We start from the raw sequence: 16,908 nt of genomic DNA, 5'->3' as shown, positions 1-16,908 counted from the left end.
GGGGATTTTTATCAAACAAAAAACACATTTCAAAAGGATGTTTTCTCTGTTTATGAAGATCTCTATGTATTTGATAGATACATCCTAACAACCGCCTCAGCAAGACATTGAGCGGAATCGACAAAATCTTCATTCGCCACAACATTCAAATCGGTACATGCGATAATGGCGGTATCAACTTCATCTCTCAATTGTAAAACAAGCGCACTCCATAATTTGCGAGCTTCTTCAACCTCTCCGCTTTTAATATAAGTAATAATTTGATTAATCCTTTCCTGCCATTGTTCGTAATGAATGTACTCTATATTACGTTTTACAATCCCATCTTGGTAAATACGAGCTTGAACTGTCGCTTCTGTTGCGAGAAGAGCGACTCTTTTTGTATTTTCAGGAATTGCTTGTAACGTTTCGTCGACTATATTTAAAATCGGAATGGAAAGAGAATGCTGTAATTCCTCGAAATAAAGATGCGCCGTATTGCATGGCATAGCAATAAAGTCTACGCCAGTACTTTCGAGTTTTTGTGCTCCTTCAATAATCGCTTTTTTCATCGCCTCGTGATCAATAGGGCGATCCATGTAAAACGGTGTTGGGCACGAATAGATCATCATATGAGGAAAGTCCATATCATGCTTTGCTCCGTATATTGTTTGGCACCTTGCTATAACTGTATCGACGAATGGTCCAGTTGATTTTGGTCCCATTCCTGCTAGTATTCCGATCATTGTTTCGTCTCCTTTAATATGTAATCAAAAACGTTTTTTGCGAACGATAAAAAGAAATAAGGTAAATAATAAAAATGAATATACGATAGCCCAAGCTGTGAGCCATAGTGTGTGAGTAAGTATATTATATTTGTATTGTCCAAGCATTAGAAAGCTTTCGACAGGTGGTAAAAACCATAGTAACTCTTTTTTAAACCGGATAGATGCGATCGTTATAAGCAATATGAATGTAAGGCTAAGCCAAGCAGTGCTTGCTTTTTGAATCATATTTCTAGTAAATAATGTTGCGATTGAAATTCCTAGTATAGAGAAAGATATGTGAGCGAGAAATCCGACTAGAAATAAAGAAACTGTCATTTTTTCATTAAACATTTGCAAAATAATGGGATAGATTACGGATATAAAAGATAACACAGTACAAATGAGAAGAGCCGTAATATATTTACCAACATATAGTGCGGAAATATTATTTGTGTGAGAAATAGTAATTTGTTCTTGTACAGGGTCTTCAGTATGAAAAATTGTGACTGTAATCCAGGCAGATAATAAATAAAGTGCGAGTGCTGTTTCTAAGTATGTCGGTACAATAGGAGTTGGTTTATATGTATATACAAAAAGTAAGCTCACAAAGTACATCGCAATAGGAGGGACGTACTTATACGATTTTGTATAGTCGAGAAAATGGTAACGAATAAGCGCAAACATAATGAACCTTCTTTCGATTTAAAAATTAGGTTGTAGCAGTGTGATAGATGCTTTTTTATGTAATAAAAATTGAAGCATTTCGTTTGTATATTCTTTTTCGATTTGTAATTGAATAAGGTTTTGATTTGAATTGTGTATAACGTGTATAAAACCTAATTGTTTCCGTAGTTCTATCGCTGAAAATGTTTCGTGAACGATTGCTTCAATATAGACTAGTTCTGCCCCTTTTTGTACAAAGGTATCTGCTGTGATTGTATGATTTGCTAATATCACAATTCTATCAGCGAAGTTTTCTAATAGTTGTTTTTCGTGACATGTGAAGAGTATAGATATGCCTTGTTGTTTTAATGAGAGTAAAATATGTTCTAATTCTTGCTGAGAGTTAGGATCGAGCCCAGAAAGCGGTTCGTCTAAAATTAATAAATGGACGTCTGTAAGTAATGCTTGCATAATGCCTGTTTTTTGTTTCATGCCTTTTGAAAAGTTTCGTACAACGGAATGCCTTGCATGAAGTAAATGAAAAGATTCAAGGAGCATCGGGATTTTATTTCTTACATATGTTGTTGATAAGCCGTGAATGCAGCCGAGATGATATAAATAATCCTCTAATGTAAAACGAATCCCTTCAGGAAAATATTCAGGTACATAGCCGATTTGTATATGTTCTTTTCTTTGAATTGTTCCTGCTGTAGGTGAAATAAAGCCTGCAATTATTTTGAGTAAAGTACTTTTTCCAGTCCCGTTCCCACCAATAATAGCGAGTGCTTCTCCTTCTGGAATGGATAAATTGATGTTATCTAGTATAAGTGATTTGCCATACTTCTTTTGAATTCCCCTTAGTTCTACTAGCAAAGCTCTATCCTTCTTTCTTTAAATAGTGTATATATCCATTATATAGGAGAATAACAAAAAGACGTGCAGTGAGTGCACGTCTTTTTTTGTTATGTTTTGTCGATAAGTCGATAAGTTGTGTCGAATCGTCGATATATCGAAAAAATCGTTGATATATCTGGAGTTATGATAGATATAATTATCGCTTCTCAATCGCCACAATAAATGGCGGGTTATTTTGCTGGTTAATGAAGCCGTATTGCAGTACGTGAGCTTGTTTTTGATCTAGTTCTTCTGCAAATTTGAGAACAGCGTCGCGTTCTACTTGTCCTTCTGGGTGTCCGTGGTAAATAACAAGGACGATGATACCTTCAGGTGCCATTACTTCTAGTAATTGTTCGATTGCTGAGATTGTTGAGTTCGGTTTTGTGACGATATGCTTATCACCGCCTGGAAGGTAACCTAAGTTGAAGATTGCGCCTGTCACTTTTCCTTTTGCTTCTTCTGGTAATACGGATAGCAGCGTATCGTGACTATCGTGAACTAAAACAGTACGTTTGAAAAGTTCTTTTTCTTTTAGACGGATAGTAGAACTTTCAATTGCTTCTTTTTGAATATCAAATCCAAATACTTTTCCGTTTTCTCCAACGATTTCAGCTAGGAAGCAAGTGTCATGACCATTTCCTAGAGTTGCATCTACAGCGTAATCGCCTTCTTTTACTGCCGTTTGCAGAAGCGAGCGAGCAAACGGTAATACACGTTCTAATTTCATTTTTGTTTCTCCTCATTTGCATATTTTCCTTGCCAGCTCCCGCGGCGTACAAATTCTGCATCGATGGAATTTAATACTTCCCATTTATTTAAGCTCCACATTGGACCAATCATTAAATCAGGTGGACCGTCACCTGTGATGCGGTGCACAATTACGTCTTCTGGAATAATTTCAAGTTGGTCAACAACAAGACTTACGTAATCTTCAAGAGAAAGGAACTCTAGTTGTCCTTTTTCATATTGCTTCACCATTGGCGTTCCTTTTAATAAATGAAGTAAATGAATTTTAATTCCTTGTACGTCAAGCTTAGCCACTTCACGAGCTGTTTCCATCATCATGTCGTAATCTTCAAGTGGAAGACCGTTAATAATATGAGAGCAAACTCTAATGCCGTGTTTGCGTAATTTATTTACGCCTTCCACATAAGAAGGATAATCGTGAGCGCGATTAATAAGATTTGCAGTACGTTCATGAACAGTTTGTAGTCCGAGTTCAACCCAAAGGTATGTGCGTTTATTTAAGTCCGCTAAATATGCAACGACATCGTCTGGTAAGCAATCTGGACGAGTTGCGATAGAAAGACCGACAACGTCTTTTTCTGCTAGAAGCGGTTCGAATTTTTCTTTTAACACTTCAAGTGGTGCATGTGTATTTGTGTATGCTTGGAAATAAGCGATACATTTTCCGTCTTTCCACTTTGAGCGCATTTTTTCTTTCATTTCATGATATTGCGTTATAACATCATCGCGGCGATTGCCAGCGAAGTCACCAGATCCGGCAGCACTGCAAAATGTACAGCCGCCGTAAGCAGCTGTACCGTCACGGTTCGGGCAATCGAAGCCAGCATCTAATGAAACTTTAAAAATTTTTTCACCAAATTCATTTCGTAAATGGTAATTCCATGTGTGATAACGTTTATTGTCGTTTGTATATGGAAAAGGGTTTTGAACCTTCATTGCTTTCCCTCCTAAGACGAGTCAAAATGAAACAAAATCCATTATAACATACTCATAAGGTAGAGATGGAAGGGACACACTAAAGGGGAATTGAAGCAAGGAGGGACAATTATGGCAGAGCGTCAATCACTTGAATCGTATATTACACAAGCGGAACAAGCAGTGGAATATGCGAAAGAACAATTAGACCAAGGCATGAGACAAGAGCATTACAATACGATGGAGTATTCGGATGCGCAGTTACAATTAGAACAAGCATATAACGATTTACAAACGATGCAACAACATGCGAATGATGAGCAACGTGAGCAGTTAAATAGAGCACGTATGGCAATTCGCCAATTGCAACATCAAATGATTATTACACCGCACTAATAAGGAGTGAATACCATGGCGAAACGTTCAGATCAAAATAACCCAGAGCAAAAAACGCAAAATGGGCATAACGCTGAGTTTTCAAATGAACTTGATCCAGTTGTTCAAGTGAAACAGCGCAACAGTAAAAAGGGACAACCTCAAAAATCGAAGCAATCAGAGTAAACCAGGTCGCAATATGACCTGGTTTTATTTTATTACAAAAGTGTAAGGTAAATGTAATGTTAACAAATAGCAGTTCATCTCCAAAAGGCGCAAAATAGGTAATGGAAAAACAAGCGTAGGAGGATATATATGACGAAACCAGTTGTAGACGTGAAAAACGTCCAAAAAGTGTACGGTAAAAAAGGTGAGAACCAATCACATGCGTTAAAAGGTGTTTCATTCTCAATTCAAGAGGGTGAGTTTGTAGGGATTATGGGACCATCTGGTTCTGGTAAAACGACATTGTTAAATGTAATTTCAACGCTTGATAAAGCAACGGGCGGCGTTGTTGAAATTGCGGGTACGGATATTACGAAAATGAAGCAAGGCGAGCTTTCTGATTTCCGTTCACAAAAATTAGGATTCATTTTCCAAGACTTTAACTTATTAGAGAACTTATCTATTTACGAAAACATCGCACTTCCACTATCTCTTCAAGGTGTCCCATCACGAAGTATTGGACCGAAAGTAGAAAAAGTAGCAGATATGTTAGGGATTTCAGCAATACTTCAAAAGTACCCATCTGAAGTATCTGGTGGACAAAAGCAACGTTCAGCAGCAGCACGTGCGTTGGTACATGAACCAGCAATTATTTTAGGGGACGAGCCAACAGGAGCGCTTGATTCTAAAAATGCGACGAGTTTACTTGATGCGATGACAAACTTAAATAAAGATCAAGGCGTATCTATTATGATGGTTACACATGATCCTTACAGTGCAAGTTACTGTCAGCGTATTTTATTCATTCAGGATGGTGAGCTATATAAAGAAATTCACCGCGGTGGTACGCGTGAAGAATTCTATAAAGAAATTTTAGATGTACTTGCAGATTTAGGTACACAAAAAGCGTAAGGAAGGAGGTATAAGCATGTTATTCAAACTTTCCATGTCGGGGCTAAAAAGTAAGCTGAAAGATTACGTCGTCTTACTTGTTGGTCTTGTCATGTCTATCTCAATTTTTTATATGTTTCAAACATTAGCACTAAATGAAGCATTTCTCGAATCTAATTCAGTGATTAAGTCTATTGGATTTGTATTCCAAGCAGGTTCATTTTTATTAGCTATTATAACGTTCTTCTATATTTTATATGCGAACTCATTCTTATTATCTCTTCGTCAAAAAGAGTTTGGTATGTATATGATGTTAGGAGCAAAAAAGCATAAAGTTACATTACTTATGTTTATTGAGACAATTGTATTAGGCGCGGCGTCTCTTGCAATTGGAATTGCAGTTGGTGTAGGACTTGCAGAAGGTATCGGTCAGTTATTAATGAATCAACTCGAATTTGCTGGTGAAGGTTATAAAGCATTTTATCTTCCATCTATGACTGTTACTTGCATTTTCTTCTTTGCACTATTTGTATTATCAGCAATTATGAATAGTATTAAGTTATCACGTATTTCTGTACTGCAACTTGTACATGCAGATGCACAAACAGAGCGAGTTGCAGTAAAAGGAAAAATGACAGGTGTAGTTGCATTCCTTGCGGTTATTTTATTAGGAATTGGATATGCAGCTATGGTGAATATGGAAACGTTAAGAGAGATGGGAATCCTTATTGCATTAGTTACCACAACAGCTGGTACTTACATGCTATTTGGATCACTTCTTCCAGTCATTATTAAAAGGTTAAAAAGTAATAAAAAGCGCAGTGAAAAAGGACTTAACGCTTTTACATTTGCACAATTAAACTTCCGTATTAATAGTTTAACGAAAGTACTTGCGACAGTAGCGATGTTAGTTGCGCTTGGAGCGGGTGCAATTTCAGGAGGTATGGCGTTTCAAAATAACGTTATAAAAACGGTTGATGGATTTGAAATTTATGATTCAATTATTCATAATCCAACAGCTGAAGAAAAGAAAATTTTAGATGGCATATCATTTAAAAATAAAGCCGAGTATCGTTATAAAGTAGACGATAAATATATTTATTATGTAAAAGAAGATTTAGAGAAACAAAAGCCACTGATTCGAGATGGTGTAGGTAAAGAGAATTTCGGTAAATATAAAGAAATTTCAGGAGAGGCTCCAGTAGGGACAGTAGCAGGAGTGAAATCAGAGCAAAATCAAAATGAAAAAGCAATGCCTGAAGAATGGGATGAGGTATTTAGAACAATCCAACCATATTATATATACCAAGATCGTGCCATTAAAATTGTAGATCAAAAAATGTACGATACTGTAAATGGTAAAGAAGGAATCGTATTTACTGGAAAAACAGACGATTTCGTAGCATACACAAAAGAATGGAAAAAAATTGACGAGTTGCAGCTAGTTAAATATAAAAATGTAAAAGCTGAGCAAATGAATAGTAAATATCAAATATATGACATGTTCTACGGTGTTGCGAGCGGAACTGTATTTATGGGCTTCTTCCTTGGAATTGCATTCTTAGCAATGATGGCAAGCTGTCTCATGTTTAAAATTCTTTCTGGTGCATCAAAAGATATTACGCGTTATCAAATGCTTCGTAAAATTGGTGTGCGCCGTGAATTATTAACAAAATCAATTTATAAAGAGTTATTCTTAGTATTCTTATTCCCGGCAATTGTAGGTATCGCTCACGTATTAGTCGGTATGAATATTTTCGGATTTATTTTAGTTGATCCGTACTTCCGTATTTGGTTACCAATCGTAATTTTCGTAGTTATTTATGCGATTTATTACTTCATTACAGTTCAATTGTATAAAGGAATTGTACTTCCGAAAGAAGATTAATAGGTAAAAAGCCGAGTGAAAGCACTCGGTTTTTTATATTTTCAGAAAAAAACGATTTGATGTGACTAAAATGCATAATATAATGCAAGTAAGTAACATAATATGTGAGTTTCAGCAACCGGAAAATGAAAGGAGGAATCCGATCTGTAGAAAGAAGCTGAACTTGTATCCCCCTATTTTTTCTACCCACATCGCATTTGTACAACCATAAATTTCCAAACGAAAAATTACCTGGAACTAAGTCTTATATTGTGAAAATAATGGATAATACATGGAAATCTCAGAGCGTAATAAGGTAAAATGAACAGGACAATGAGAAATTACCGTTCATAAGATGAGGAGATACATGTATGGAAGTTGTAGAGGCATTAAAAGATATAAGCCAAATTGAGGCTATGAAAAAATATTTAAAAGAGCATTCCCAGCGAGATTATCTTTTATTTGTTATTGGAATTAACACTGGATTAAAAATTACTGAGCTACTTAGTATGAAATTTGAAGAGGTATTAAATGAAGATGGAACTGTTAAAGAGTTTTATTCTCTTCCTGTGAAAGATGAAAAATTTAAACAAGATATTTATTTAAATACAAAAGTAAAAGAAGCCCTTTTAGAGTACGTACAATCTATTGATGCTCAAAGAGAAAACTATGTATTTCAATCCAATAAAACGACAAACTCAATCTCACGCCAACAAGCGTATCGCGTAATCCATAATGCAGCTGAAGCGGTTGGGATTGTTGGAAAGATTGGAACGAACTCAATGCGAAAAACATTTGGTTTTCACGCGTACAAAAGAGGAATAGCGATCGCACTATTGCAAAAGCATTTCCATCACGCGACACCTTCAGAAACACTCAAGTATTTAGGGATTTCTAAAGATGAGAAGTTTAAAACGGAGATTGATGTAGATTTGTAAAAGAGGGAAGAGCCGTAACAATATTAACATCGTTAGGACCGTTATTAACGAAAGAGTCTGGGAGAATATACTCTCTACTAGATAACATTTTTAAATGGAGTGCTAAAGAAAGTGAAAAACAAAATAAGGAAATTGGGTAAATTCATCAGGGAACGATTTCATTATATATAGATCGAAATATTGCAAAGGCGATTAGAAGAAATTCTAGTCGCCTTTGTGCCATTATCTGAATTTCATTAACTATTAATCAGTTGCCTTCCCATTTAAAAACGACTACAATTTTACTGTTATATAGATGAACGAAAAAAATAGAATAGGAGGGGAGACTATGCCAAGGAAAGTATGGCTATTAGTAGCTGGGATGATTATTAATGTCACGGGTGCTTCTTTTTTATGGCCTTTTAATACAATTTATTTGCATGATCACCTAGGAAAATCTTTATCTGTGGCCGGAATGGTATTAATGATCAACTCGCTTACTGGTGTAATTGGAAACTTGCTCGGCGGTGTTTTATTCGATAAATGGGGCGGTTATAAATCAACTTTAGTAGGGATTGTGATTACACTCGTATCGATTTTAGGTCTTGTGTTTTTCCACGGTTGGCCTTTATACGTTGTGTGGCTAGCGTTAATCGGCTTTGGTTCTGGAATGGTCTTCCCATCGATGTATGCGATGGTTGGTACGGTTTGGCCAGAGGGCGGAAGACGAGCATTTAATGCGATGTATGTTGGACAAAACGTTGGTATTGCAATCGGAACAGCATGTGGTGGATTAGTTGCATCGTATCGTTTTGATTATATTTTCTTAGCGAACTTTATTTTATACTTTGTTTTCTTCTTAATTGCTTTTATTGGATTCCGTGGTATGGAAGACAAGAAAGAGCCAGGAGTGCAAAAAGAAATTGAAACGAAAAAAGGTTGGTCGCTTACACCTGGATTCAAAGCACTTCTTATCGTATGTGTAGCATATGCTTTATGCTGGGTTACATACGTACAGTGGCAAGGGGCGATTGCAACACATATGCAAGAGCTAAACATTAGCCTTCGTCACTATAGTTTATTATGGACGATAAACGGAGCGATGATTGTTTGTGCGCAGCCGCTAGTTAGCATGCTAATTCGCTGGATGAAGCGTTCTTTAAAACAACAAATTATGATTGGAATTATCATTTTTGCGGCGTCATTCATTGTATTAAGTCAAGCGCAGCAATTTACGATGTTCCTCGTTGCGATGGTAACATTAACAATTGGTGAGTTATTCGTTTGGCCAGCAGTTCCAACGATTGCAAATATACTTGCGCCAAAAGATAAGTTAGGGTTTTATCAAGGCGTTGTAAATAGTGCGGCGACTGTAGGGAAAATGTTCGGACCGGTCGTTGGCGGAGCGATTGTTGATTTATACAATATGGAAGTATTGTTTATAGCAATCATGGTAATGCTTGTAGTAGCGCTTATTGCAACGAGCATTTATGATAAACGAGTAAAAGTAGAAGAAACAGTTGAAGAAAAAATTGCAGTTTAGTTTGACGGAACATGTTAACATGTTTTAGAATATATTTAAATAAAACAACCTTTCGAACAAGGGAGATAGCTCGGCTGTCTTAAGACGAATTCGTTAGTTATTCAGAGTAACGATTAACCGAGAAGCCCCGCTTTAAAGCTCTTAAGAGATACGAGGCGGAGGGTAGTTCACTTAACTCATATTTGTAATAACAGTGAGAAGGAGTAGTAGTAATAGAAGCTGGTTTAGAGAGTTGACGGTCGGTGCAAGTCAATCCACGTTTCGTTATGAACTCGCCTTTGAGTTGCAGTTGTGAAACTAATAGTAGCAATTGCCGTTAATCCACGTTACGGATCTAAGCGAATGTATATTTGTACATTAATTTAGGGTGGTACCGCGGGAATCTATAACCTCTCGTCCCTTTCTAGGGATGAGAGGTTTTTTGTATTTTGGGCGGTGAAAATAAATAGAAATTCAAGGAGGGTATCTCATGAGCTTTAATCATCAAGAAATTGAGAAGAAGTGGCAAGGGTACTGGGAAGAGAATAAAACATTCCGTACGCCAGATGAGACAGAAAAACCAAAATTTTATGCACTAGATATGTTCCCATATCCATCAGGTGCAGGCCTACACGTAGGACATCCAGAAGGTTATACAGCGACAGATATTTTATCTCGTATGAAGCGCATGCAAGGGTATAACGTTCTTCATCCAATGGGATGGGATGCATTCGGTCTTCCAGCAGAGCAATATGCACTTGATACTGGAAACAGCCCAGCTGAATTTACAGAGCATAATATTAATACATTCCGTAACCAAATTAAATCATTAGGTTTCTCTTACGATTGGGACCGTGAAGTAAATACAACAGATCCAAACTACTACAAGTGGACACAATGGATCTTCCTAAAACTATTTGAAAAAGGCTTAGCTTACGTTGATGAAGTACCTGTAAACTGGTGCCCAGCACTTGGTACAGTACTTGCAAACGAAGAAATCATTGACGGTAAGAGTGAGCGTGGTGGACATCCAGTTGAGCGTCGTCCGATGAGACAGTGGATGTTAAAAATTACAGCTTACGGAGATCGTCTATTAGAAGATCTAGATGAGCTTGATTGGCCAGAAAGCTTAAAAGATATGCAACGTAACTGGATCGGTCGTTCTGAAGGTGCAGAAGTACACTTTAACATCGACGGTACAGACGAGAAGTTCACAGTTTTCACAACGCGTCCTGATACATTATTCGGTGCAAGCTACTGTGTACTTGCTCCAGAACATGCACTTGTTGCTGACATTACAACTGCTGAGCAAAAAGAAGCTGTAGAAGCTTACATTAATTCAGTAAAAATGAAGAGTGATTTAGAGCGTACAGAACTTGCGAAAGAGAAAACTGGTGTATTCACTGGTGCTTACGCAGTTAACCCAGTAAATGGTGAGAAATTACCAATTTGGATCGCTGATTACGTTCTTGCAACTTACGGAACAGGTGCTGTAATGGCAGTTCCAGCTCATGATGAGCGTGACTATGAATTCGCATCAACGTTCAATCTTCCGATGAAGGAAGTTGTAAAAGGCGGAGACATTACGAAAGAAGCATACACAGGTGATGGTGCACACGTAAACTCAGCATTCCTTGATGGCTTAAATAAAGAAGAAGCAATCGCAAAAATGATTGAATGGCTTGAAGTAACGAGCGCAGGAAATCAAAAAGTAACGTACCGTCTACGTGACTGGTTATTCAGCCGTCAACGTTACTGGGGTGAGCCAATTCCAGTAATTCACTGGGAAGACGGCACAATGACAGCTGTGAAAGAAGAAGAATTACCATTAGTTCTTCCGAAAACAGAAAATATCCGTCCTTCGGGTACAGGTGAATCACCACTTGCTAACATTGATGAGTGGGTAAATGTTGTTGATCCTGAAACTGGTAAAAAAGGTCGTCGTGAAACGAACACAATGCCACAATGGGCTGGTAGCTGCTGGTATTACCTACGTTACATCGATCCAAACAATAGCGAAGCACTTGTAGATCCTGAAAAAGTAAAACAATGGCTTCCAGTTGATATTTATATCGGTGGTGCAGAACATGCTGTACTTCACTTACTATATGCTCGTTTCTGGCATAAAGTATTATACGATATCGGTGTAGTTCCAACGAAAGAACCGTTCCAACAATTATTCAACCAAGGTATGATTCTAGGTGAAAACAACGAGAAAATGAGTAAATCAAAAGGTAACGTTGTAAACCCAGATGATATCGTAGCAAGCCACGGTGCAGATACACTTCGTCTATATGAAATGTTCATGGGCCCATTAGATGCTTCAATCGCTTGGTCTGAAAATGGTCTTGACGGAGCTCGTCGTTTCCTAGACCGCGTATGGCGTCTATTCGTGCAAGATAACGGTGAATTAAGTGAGAAAATTACTGATGCATCAAATAAAGAGCTTGAAAAAGCTTACCACCAAACAGTGAAGAAAGTAACAGAAGACTATGCAGAGCTTCGCTTCAACACAGCGATTTCTCAAATGATGGTATTCATCAACGATGCATACAAAGCTGAAACACTTCCGAAAGAATATGTAGAAGGTTTCGTAAAAATGATTGCACCAGTTGCACCTCACATCGGAGAAGAACTATGGAACAAACTTGGATACAATGAAACAATCACATATGCAAGCTGGCCAACATTTGATGAGTCTAAACTTGTAGAAGATGAAGTTGAAATCGTTGTTCAAGTTATGGGTAAAGTTCGCGCAAAACTAACAATGAGTAAAGATGCATCAAAAGAAGAAATGGAACAACTTGCACTTGAAGCAATTCAAGACCAAATTGAAGGGAAAACAGTTCGTAAAGTAATTGTAGTTCCTGGAAAGCTTGTTAACGTTGTTGCAAACTAATGAATGAAAGAAAAGCTCAGAGTGTTTACGCTCTGAGCTTTTTTATGTAGAAAATAATTTTTGAGTCGTCTTCATCTAAGTTTTCAATTATTCCGCTACGTACAAATCCATTCGTACTAAAAATGTTTTGCATACTTTTATCATGAATGAAGAAAAAGGAGCGGAATTCCAATACAGACAAACACCTATTCTTCTATAGAAAATATGATAAAAAAGGTAGGCTAAATTGAGTAGAAGAGGTGAAAGGAATGAAAGGGATGGACAATAATGCACCACATGGCTTCTTCGGAGGCCAATCGGATAGTTATGCGCAAATGATGTTAATGGGAGGATCTGGCCAGCAAGGATACGGTGGTATTCCAAGCTGGATGGGTGGAGCAGCAGGAGGCTTTCCAACATCGGTAGCTGGCATGCAAACTGGAATACCTACAGTAATGGGAGGATATTCGACAACAGTGGCGGGCATGCCTACAGTAACAGGAGGCTTTCCAACATCAGTAGCTGGCGTACAGACAGGAATTCCAGTAGGGGGACCAACTGCATTTCCTTCTTTTGTTGGAGGAGTGCAGACAGGATTCCCTGTATCGGGAGTAGGGGTTGTGGCAGGCGGAGTAGGTGGTTATCCGCAAGGTGTTCACGGTCATCATGTACATCATCACCAAGGACACCATCACCACCAAGGACACCATCACCACCAAGGACACCATCACCACCAAGGACACCATCACCACCAAGGACACCATCACCACCAAGGACACCATCATCACCAAGGACAGCACGGCCATCATGGGCAACATCACCATCATGGACATCAACAACAAGTACATCACCACGGTCAACACCACATTCATCCGCAAGCTGTTCTTTATCAAACGCATCAAGGACAGCACGGTCACCAAGGACACCATCAGCATCAAGGACAGCACGGCCACCAAGGACACCATCAGCATCAAGGACAGCACGGCCACCATGGTCATCATCAGCATCAAGGACAGCACGGCCACCATGGTCATCATCAGCATCAAGGACAGCACGGCCACCATGGTCATCATCAACAACAAGTACATCACCACGGTCAACACCACATTCATCCGCAAGCTGTTCTTTATCAAACGCATCAAGGACAGCACGGTCACCATGGTCATCATCACCATCAAGGACACCAAGGACATCATGGTCAACAGAGCCATCAAGGTCAACAACATCAACAGTATCAACAACAGCAATCTTCGCCTTGGACAGGTGGAATGGGCGCAGGAGGAGCAGGGGCAGCGGCAGGAGCGGCTAGCATTGGTGGAGCAGCAGGACACGCGGGACACGTGGGTCATTAATGAACTGCAGAAAAAAAGACATAATAAAAAACTGCTAGGAAATCCTAGCAGTTTTTTTCAGCTTCTTGGCGCTGACGTTCAATCTCAGCACGAAGTTGTGGCTCAGGTGCTTGCCAGCCTTCTGGTTTTAGAATTTTGCCGTCCCCTTCACGGAAACGAGGTTTTCCATCAGGGAATAGTTTTGCCATGTTTGCGTTGTTTACAATTTCGAATCCTTTATCAGGTCGTACGCCCATTTCGGCAAACGTTCCGAATGCAAAGTAAATAAGGTCAATCAGTGCATCATATTGATCTTCAACAGTTGTTGCTTCTAGAAACTCTTCTAGCTCTTCTTGCATAAAACTTGCACGAATTTTTGCGCGCTCTTCTGCTAGTTTTGTTGGTGTATTTGTTACAGGATGCCCGAATACTTCATGCATTTTTGCAACAAGTTCGTATCCTTTATCTAAACCTTTTTCGTTTGTCATGTTGATTCATCCTTTCTTACGTTATGCCGAAGTTTATTGTAACATAGATGACTATAGACTATTCTTCTTTCTTAATTAAAATGGATAAAATAAGATCGATGCCAAACATACCAACGAGTAACATTGGGATAACGACAAGTAAATAACGTGTGAAGGAAACATTTTTTAAATATGTATGAGCAAATAAAAAGACGCCGAGAAATAAAATACCATTTAAAATAGGCTTTACTAATTTTTTAGACATAAGCTCCCCCATAAATATCTTCTCTCTCTATCTAAAATAAAAACTCCTCTTTCCGTTGTATCATGCTGGAGAGAGGAGTTCAATCATTTCTCATTCAATCACACCAGAATTTGTAATATTCACGGTGTATTTTACAGTAACGGGGACATCTTTGTACATCTGTTTCCACTCTTCTAATTTGAATGGGCGATAATGTTGCTTATATTTAGCTCCTAGCCCGAGAGGATCGACACCTAAGGATTTGAATTGCTTAATTAATTTGTTACCTTGTATATCCAATTGTTTTTGGACGGTCTTTTCAATCTTTTTTGTGTTCTTAGCATTATCTAAGTTAATTTGTTTCGATACTTCTTGAATACGAGCATCAAGCGTAACGTGAATGGAAAAAGAGGGCTTTCCATTTTTTATTTTTATATCGTATGTTGGAACAGAACGAATATTATTAATCATTACGTACCCAGGGTTTGCTTTAAATTCATGTGAGTCCAACTTATGTTTCTCTAAAAGTCCTTTGAATATAAACATATCTTTTTCATCAATTTTACCAACATATTTATCTTTTTTAAAAAGACCAATTCCGGTAATTTTTATTTTATCCCCATGTTTCTTTAAAATTGGAATATGGTAGTCTTGTCCTTCTTGATAATAACGGAATGCTCCTACATGCAGGTTATCTTTTGGTAGAGGACCAGTTTCCATATTATGTTCTAGCATTTTTTTTATATAAATTGCAACGTTGGATGAAGTCGTGTATTTTCCTTTTAAAAGTTCAGTACCATTACCTTCAAGTAAAGCAACATATAAGGCATTTCCAATGTTTACATCGCGAATTAATGTATCGAAGGAAGCAACCATTCCTTTCTTAGCAATTCTGGTGGTAAATAAAGCAACACGCATTTGTCCGCTAGCAAATGGTTGGGAAGACTCTAAAGATGTGTCTGCTTTTACTTGTTTTACCGCATTGGCGCTACCTTCAAAAACTTGAACTTTATTACCTTTTTTCTGAATTGGACAAACGAATGTTACTTTTACTTTATTATCCTTTGCTACGTCAAATACAGTTCCTTGAATAAGCTGTACATCATCAATAATGTTTTTTTGTAAACATCCAGTTAGACTGAAGAGCGTTATACAAGAAATAAGTACTAATTTGCTTGTGCTTTTGATTTTTTCCATTTTCTTTTCACCCACACAATGATAAATAAAATTGGCATGTATACATAAATGAGCCAAAAACTAACTTTTGATGCATTACTAATAAAATTGTTAATATCGTGCCTGTTTGTTAAAAGTTGTGAAACAATAAGAGTGATAAAGATAAAAGTGATTAGAATACCTCTTTGTTTTACACGAAATATTTCGTGAGTGCCTCTCGTTGCCGCCCATAAAGGAATGATAAAACTTGTAACAATAACGAGTGCATAAGCTGAAATTGCAATATATTCGAGCCTTTCTATGAATGGTAATTGAATAACTTGGGTCATAGAAAGTTGTGACCATATTATTTTTAATAATTGTTTTTCACTAAAAAATGAAAAGGCTAAAATTGTACTAAATAAATATAGAAGATTTGAAAATAGTGCCCCATATTGAGCGAATTTATGAGATTGCTTCGGATTTTTCACAAATGGATAAATCATGAGATACACTTCAAACCCTGTCATACTGTAGATTGACAGCTGGGCTGCTTTTAAAATATCTGAAAAAGAATGTGTGAATATAGGGAGTAAATTATCCCAATGTGAGTATTTCAAAACGAATAGGCTAAGAAATAAATATCCTAATGTACCGCCAACAGAGATGACGCAAATACCAGTAATGACACGAAATCCAGAAGAAATGATGTAATAGCTAACTAAGCATAAAAAGAGTGTTAACATAAAGGTGGAAGCGGTAGGGAACATCCATACTTGAATAATTTCAACGTATGTTCGAATGACGGAAATGCTGACGGCTAAGAAATAAGTCATAAAAATGAGATTTATCGTATTTCCTAGCCATTTCCCAAATGTTTGCCGATGTAAGTCAATTAAATTCCCGTTTGTTTCTTTTAATAAAAAATACATCATCCATATAAGGATATGGATGCAGACTCCTGTGATTACAACACCCATCCAGCCGTCGTATCCAGCGGCCTTTGCGATGATTCGAGCGAAGCCAAGAACGCCAGCTCCAAACTGTGCACCGTGAATTAAGAAGAAAACAAAGACAGGAGATATTTGATATTTTTCTTGAACTTTACTCATCAATGCACCTCATTTC

At 37.7% G+C, this 16,908-nt stretch carries 17 protein-coding genes, 1 pseudogene and 1 other annotated feature; of the genes and pseudogenes, 9 read left to right on the top strand and 9 right to left on the bottom strand.

Going from position 1 to position 16,908, the window contains the following annotated elements; genetic code table 11:
* Window positions 1-62: 62 nt before the first annotated feature.
* The 5 genes from CO726_RS15830 to mnmL all read right to left on the bottom strand — a co-directional run bounded on the left by CO726_RS15830 (window position 63) and on the right by mnmL (window position 3,989).
* Entirely contained in the window at window positions 63-725 is a 663-nt protein-coding gene (locus tag CO726_RS15830) for an aspartate/glutamate racemase family protein (protein WP_099684899.1), read from the bottom strand.
* A 24-nt stretch (window positions 726-749) separates the two neighbouring features.
* Window positions 750-1,430, bottom strand: coding sequence for an ABC transporter permease (locus tag CO726_RS15825; RefSeq protein WP_099684898.1), 681 nt, complete (start codon window positions 1,428-1,430; stop codon window positions 750-752).
* Window positions 1,431-1,448: 18 nt separating this feature from the next.
* Window positions 1,449-2,282, bottom strand: coding sequence for an ABC transporter ATP-binding protein (locus CO726_RS15820; RefSeq protein ID WP_099684897.1), 834 nt, complete (start codon window positions 2,280-2,282; stop codon window positions 1,449-1,451).
* A 178-nt stretch (window positions 2,283-2,460) separates the two neighbouring features.
* Window positions 2,461-3,033: a tRNA 5-(aminomethyl)-2-thiouridylate-methyltransferase MnmM gene (gene mnmM / locus CO726_RS15815; protein WP_099684896.1), complete on the bottom strand. Its 573-nt coding sequence runs from the start codon at window positions 3,031-3,033 to the stop codon at window positions 2,461-2,463.
* The gene (gene mnmL, locus CO726_RS15810; protein WP_099684895.1) at window positions 3,030-3,989 is read right to left on the bottom strand and encodes a tRNA modification radical SAM protein MnmL/YtqA; all 960 of its coding nucleotides are present in this window, start codon (window positions 3,987-3,989) and stop codon (window positions 3,030-3,032) included. The genes mnmM and mnmL overlap by 4 nt, the downstream gene beginning before the upstream one ends.
* A 111-nt stretch (window positions 3,990-4,100) precedes the next feature.
* On the opposite strand from mnmL, the gene CO726_RS15805 reads away from it, so the two are divergent.
* The 9 genes and pseudogenes from CO726_RS15805 (at window position 4,101) to CO726_RS15755 (ending at window position 13,935) form a co-directional block, all read left to right on the top strand.
* Window positions 4,101-4,364: a YtzC family protein gene (locus tag CO726_RS15805; protein WP_000840869.1), complete on the top strand. Its 264-nt coding sequence runs from the start codon at window positions 4,101-4,103 to the stop codon at window positions 4,362-4,364.
* A gap of 15 nt (window positions 4,365-4,379) precedes the next feature.
* Window positions 4,380-4,529, top strand: a complete 150-nt coding sequence (locus tag CO726_RS15800; RefSeq protein ID WP_001129344.1) for a hypothetical protein — start codon at window positions 4,380-4,382, stop codon at window positions 4,527-4,529.
* 129 nt (window positions 4,530-4,658) lie between these two features.
* Entirely contained in the window at window positions 4,659-5,420 is a 762-nt protein-coding gene (locus CO726_RS15795; protein ID WP_098761017.1) for an ABC transporter ATP-binding protein, read from the top strand.
* A 16-nt stretch (window positions 5,421-5,436) separates the two neighbouring features.
* A complete protein-coding gene (locus CO726_RS15790) occupies window positions 5,437-7,287 on the top strand; it encodes an FtsX-like permease family protein (RefSeq protein WP_099684894.1) in 1,851 nt (616 codons plus the stop codon).
* 350 nt (window positions 7,288-7,637) lie between these two features.
* Window positions 7,638-8,204 carry a tyrosine-type recombinase/integrase gene (locus CO726_RS15780; RefSeq protein WP_099684893.1) on the top strand — a complete coding sequence of 189 codons (567 nt, stop codon included), beginning with the start codon at window positions 7,638-7,640 and terminating at the stop codon, window positions 8,202-8,204.
* A 14-nt stretch (window positions 8,205-8,218) separates the two neighbouring features.
* Window positions 8,219-8,344, top strand: a pseudogene (locus CO726_RS15775) (cation/H(+) antiporter); the annotation flags it as partial.
* 188 nt (window positions 8,345-8,532) lie between these two features.
* Window positions 8,533-9,726, top strand: a complete 1,194-nt coding sequence (locus CO726_RS15770; RefSeq protein ID WP_099684892.1) for an MDR family MFS transporter — start codon at window positions 8,533-8,535, stop codon at window positions 9,724-9,726.
* 184 nt (window positions 9,727-9,910) lie between these two features.
* Window positions 9,911-10,130, top strand: a binding site (T-box leader).
* Window positions 10,131-10,195: 65 nt separating this feature from the next.
* Entirely contained in the window at window positions 10,196-12,604 is a 2,409-nt protein-coding gene (leuS, locus tag CO726_RS15765; RefSeq protein ID WP_099684891.1) for a leucine--tRNA ligase, read from the top strand.
* Window positions 12,605-12,852: 248 nt separating this feature from the next.
* Window positions 12,853-13,935, top strand: coding sequence for a hypothetical protein (locus CO726_RS15755; protein ID WP_099684890.1), 1,083 nt, complete (start codon window positions 12,853-12,855; stop codon window positions 13,933-13,935).
* A 44-nt stretch (window positions 13,936-13,979) separates the two neighbouring features.
* Here CO726_RS15755 and CO726_RS15750 read toward each other — a convergent pair whose 3' ends face one another.
* The 4 genes from CO726_RS15750 to CO726_RS15735 form a co-directional block, all read right to left on the bottom strand.
* On the bottom strand, window positions 13,980-14,402 hold the full coding sequence (locus tag CO726_RS15750) for a pyrophosphohydrolase domain-containing protein (RefSeq protein WP_000180552.1): 423 nt from the start codon (window positions 14,400-14,402) through the stop codon (window positions 13,980-13,982).
* A 58-nt stretch (window positions 14,403-14,460) separates the two neighbouring features.
* On the bottom strand, window positions 14,461-14,646 hold the full coding sequence (locus CO726_RS15745; protein ID WP_000038783.1) for a hypothetical protein: 186 nt from the start codon (window positions 14,644-14,646) through the stop codon (window positions 14,461-14,463).
* 90 nt (window positions 14,647-14,736) lie between these two features.
* A complete protein-coding gene (locus CO726_RS15740) occupies window positions 14,737-15,822 on the bottom strand; it encodes a Ger(x)C family spore germination protein (RefSeq protein WP_099684889.1) in 1,086 nt (361 codons plus the stop codon).
* The gene (locus CO726_RS15735) at window positions 15,792-16,892 is read right to left on the bottom strand and encodes a spore germination protein (RefSeq protein ID WP_099684888.1); all 1,101 of its coding nucleotides are present in this window, start codon (window positions 16,890-16,892) and stop codon (window positions 15,792-15,794) included. The genes CO726_RS15740 and CO726_RS15735 overlap by 31 nt, the downstream gene beginning before the upstream one ends.
* Between the last annotated feature and the right edge of the window lie 16 nt (window positions 16,893-16,908).

The sequence above is a fragment of the Bacillus fungorum genome, assembly GCF_002746455.1.
Taxonomy (GTDB): Bacteria; Bacillota; Bacilli; order Bacillales; family Bacillaceae_G; genus Bacillus_A; species Bacillus_A fungorum.
This window is presented reverse-complemented; position numbering and strand designations above follow the sequence as displayed.

What these genes read in the sequence shown, in the direction of transcription:
- mnmM (WP_099684896.1), bottom strand. Translation starts at nt 3,033, where the DNA reads ATGAAATTAGAACGTGTATTACCGTTTGCTCGCTCGCTTCTGCAAACG.
- CO726_RS15735 (WP_099684888.1), bottom strand. Translation starts at nt 16,892, where the DNA reads ATGAGTAAAGTTCAAGAAAAATATCAAATATCTCCTGTCTTTGTTTTC.
- CO726_RS15755 (WP_099684890.1), top strand. Translation starts at nt 12,853, where the DNA reads ATGAAAGGGATGGACAATAATGCACCACATGGCTTCTTCGGAGGCCAA.
- CO726_RS15825 (WP_099684898.1), bottom strand. Translation starts at nt 1,430, where the DNA reads ATGTTTGCGCTTATTCGTTACCATTTTCTCGACTATACAAAATCGTAT.
- CO726_RS15795 (WP_098761017.1), top strand. Translation starts at nt 4,659, where the DNA reads ATGACGAAACCAGTTGTAGACGTGAAAAACGTCCAAAAAGTGTACGGT.
- CO726_RS15770 (WP_099684892.1), top strand. Translation starts at nt 8,533, where the DNA reads ATGCCAAGGAAAGTATGGCTATTAGTAGCTGGGATGATTATTAATGTC.
- mnmL (WP_099684895.1), bottom strand. Translation starts at nt 3,989, where the DNA reads ATGAAGGTTCAAAACCCTTTTCCATATACAAACGACAATAAACGTTAT.
- CO726_RS15740 (WP_099684889.1), bottom strand. Translation starts at nt 15,822, where the DNA reads ATGGAAAAAATCAAAAGCACAAGCAAATTAGTACTTATTTCTTGTATA.
- CO726_RS15750 (WP_000180552.1), bottom strand. Translation starts at nt 14,402, where the DNA reads ATGACAAACGAAAAAGGTTTAGATAAAGGATACGAACTTGTTGCAAAA.
- leuS (WP_099684891.1), top strand. Translation starts at nt 10,196, where the DNA reads ATGAGCTTTAATCATCAAGAAATTGAGAAGAAGTGGCAAGGGTACTGG.
- CO726_RS15780 (WP_099684893.1), top strand. Translation starts at nt 7,638, where the DNA reads ATGGAAGTTGTAGAGGCATTAAAAGATATAAGCCAAATTGAGGCTATG.
- CO726_RS15805 (WP_000840869.1), top strand. Translation starts at nt 4,101, where the DNA reads ATGGCAGAGCGTCAATCACTTGAATCGTATATTACACAAGCGGAACAA.
- CO726_RS15745 (WP_000038783.1), bottom strand. Translation starts at nt 14,646, where the DNA reads ATGTCTAAAAAATTAGTAAAGCCTATTTTAAATGGTATTTTATTTCTC.
- CO726_RS15790 (WP_099684894.1), top strand. Translation starts at nt 5,437, where the DNA reads ATGTTATTCAAACTTTCCATGTCGGGGCTAAAAAGTAAGCTGAAAGAT.
- CO726_RS15830 (WP_099684899.1), bottom strand. Translation starts at nt 725, where the DNA reads ATGATCGGAATACTAGCAGGAATGGGACCAAAATCAACTGGACCATTC.
- CO726_RS15800 (WP_001129344.1), top strand. Translation starts at nt 4,380, where the DNA reads ATGGCGAAACGTTCAGATCAAAATAACCCAGAGCAAAAAACGCAAAAT.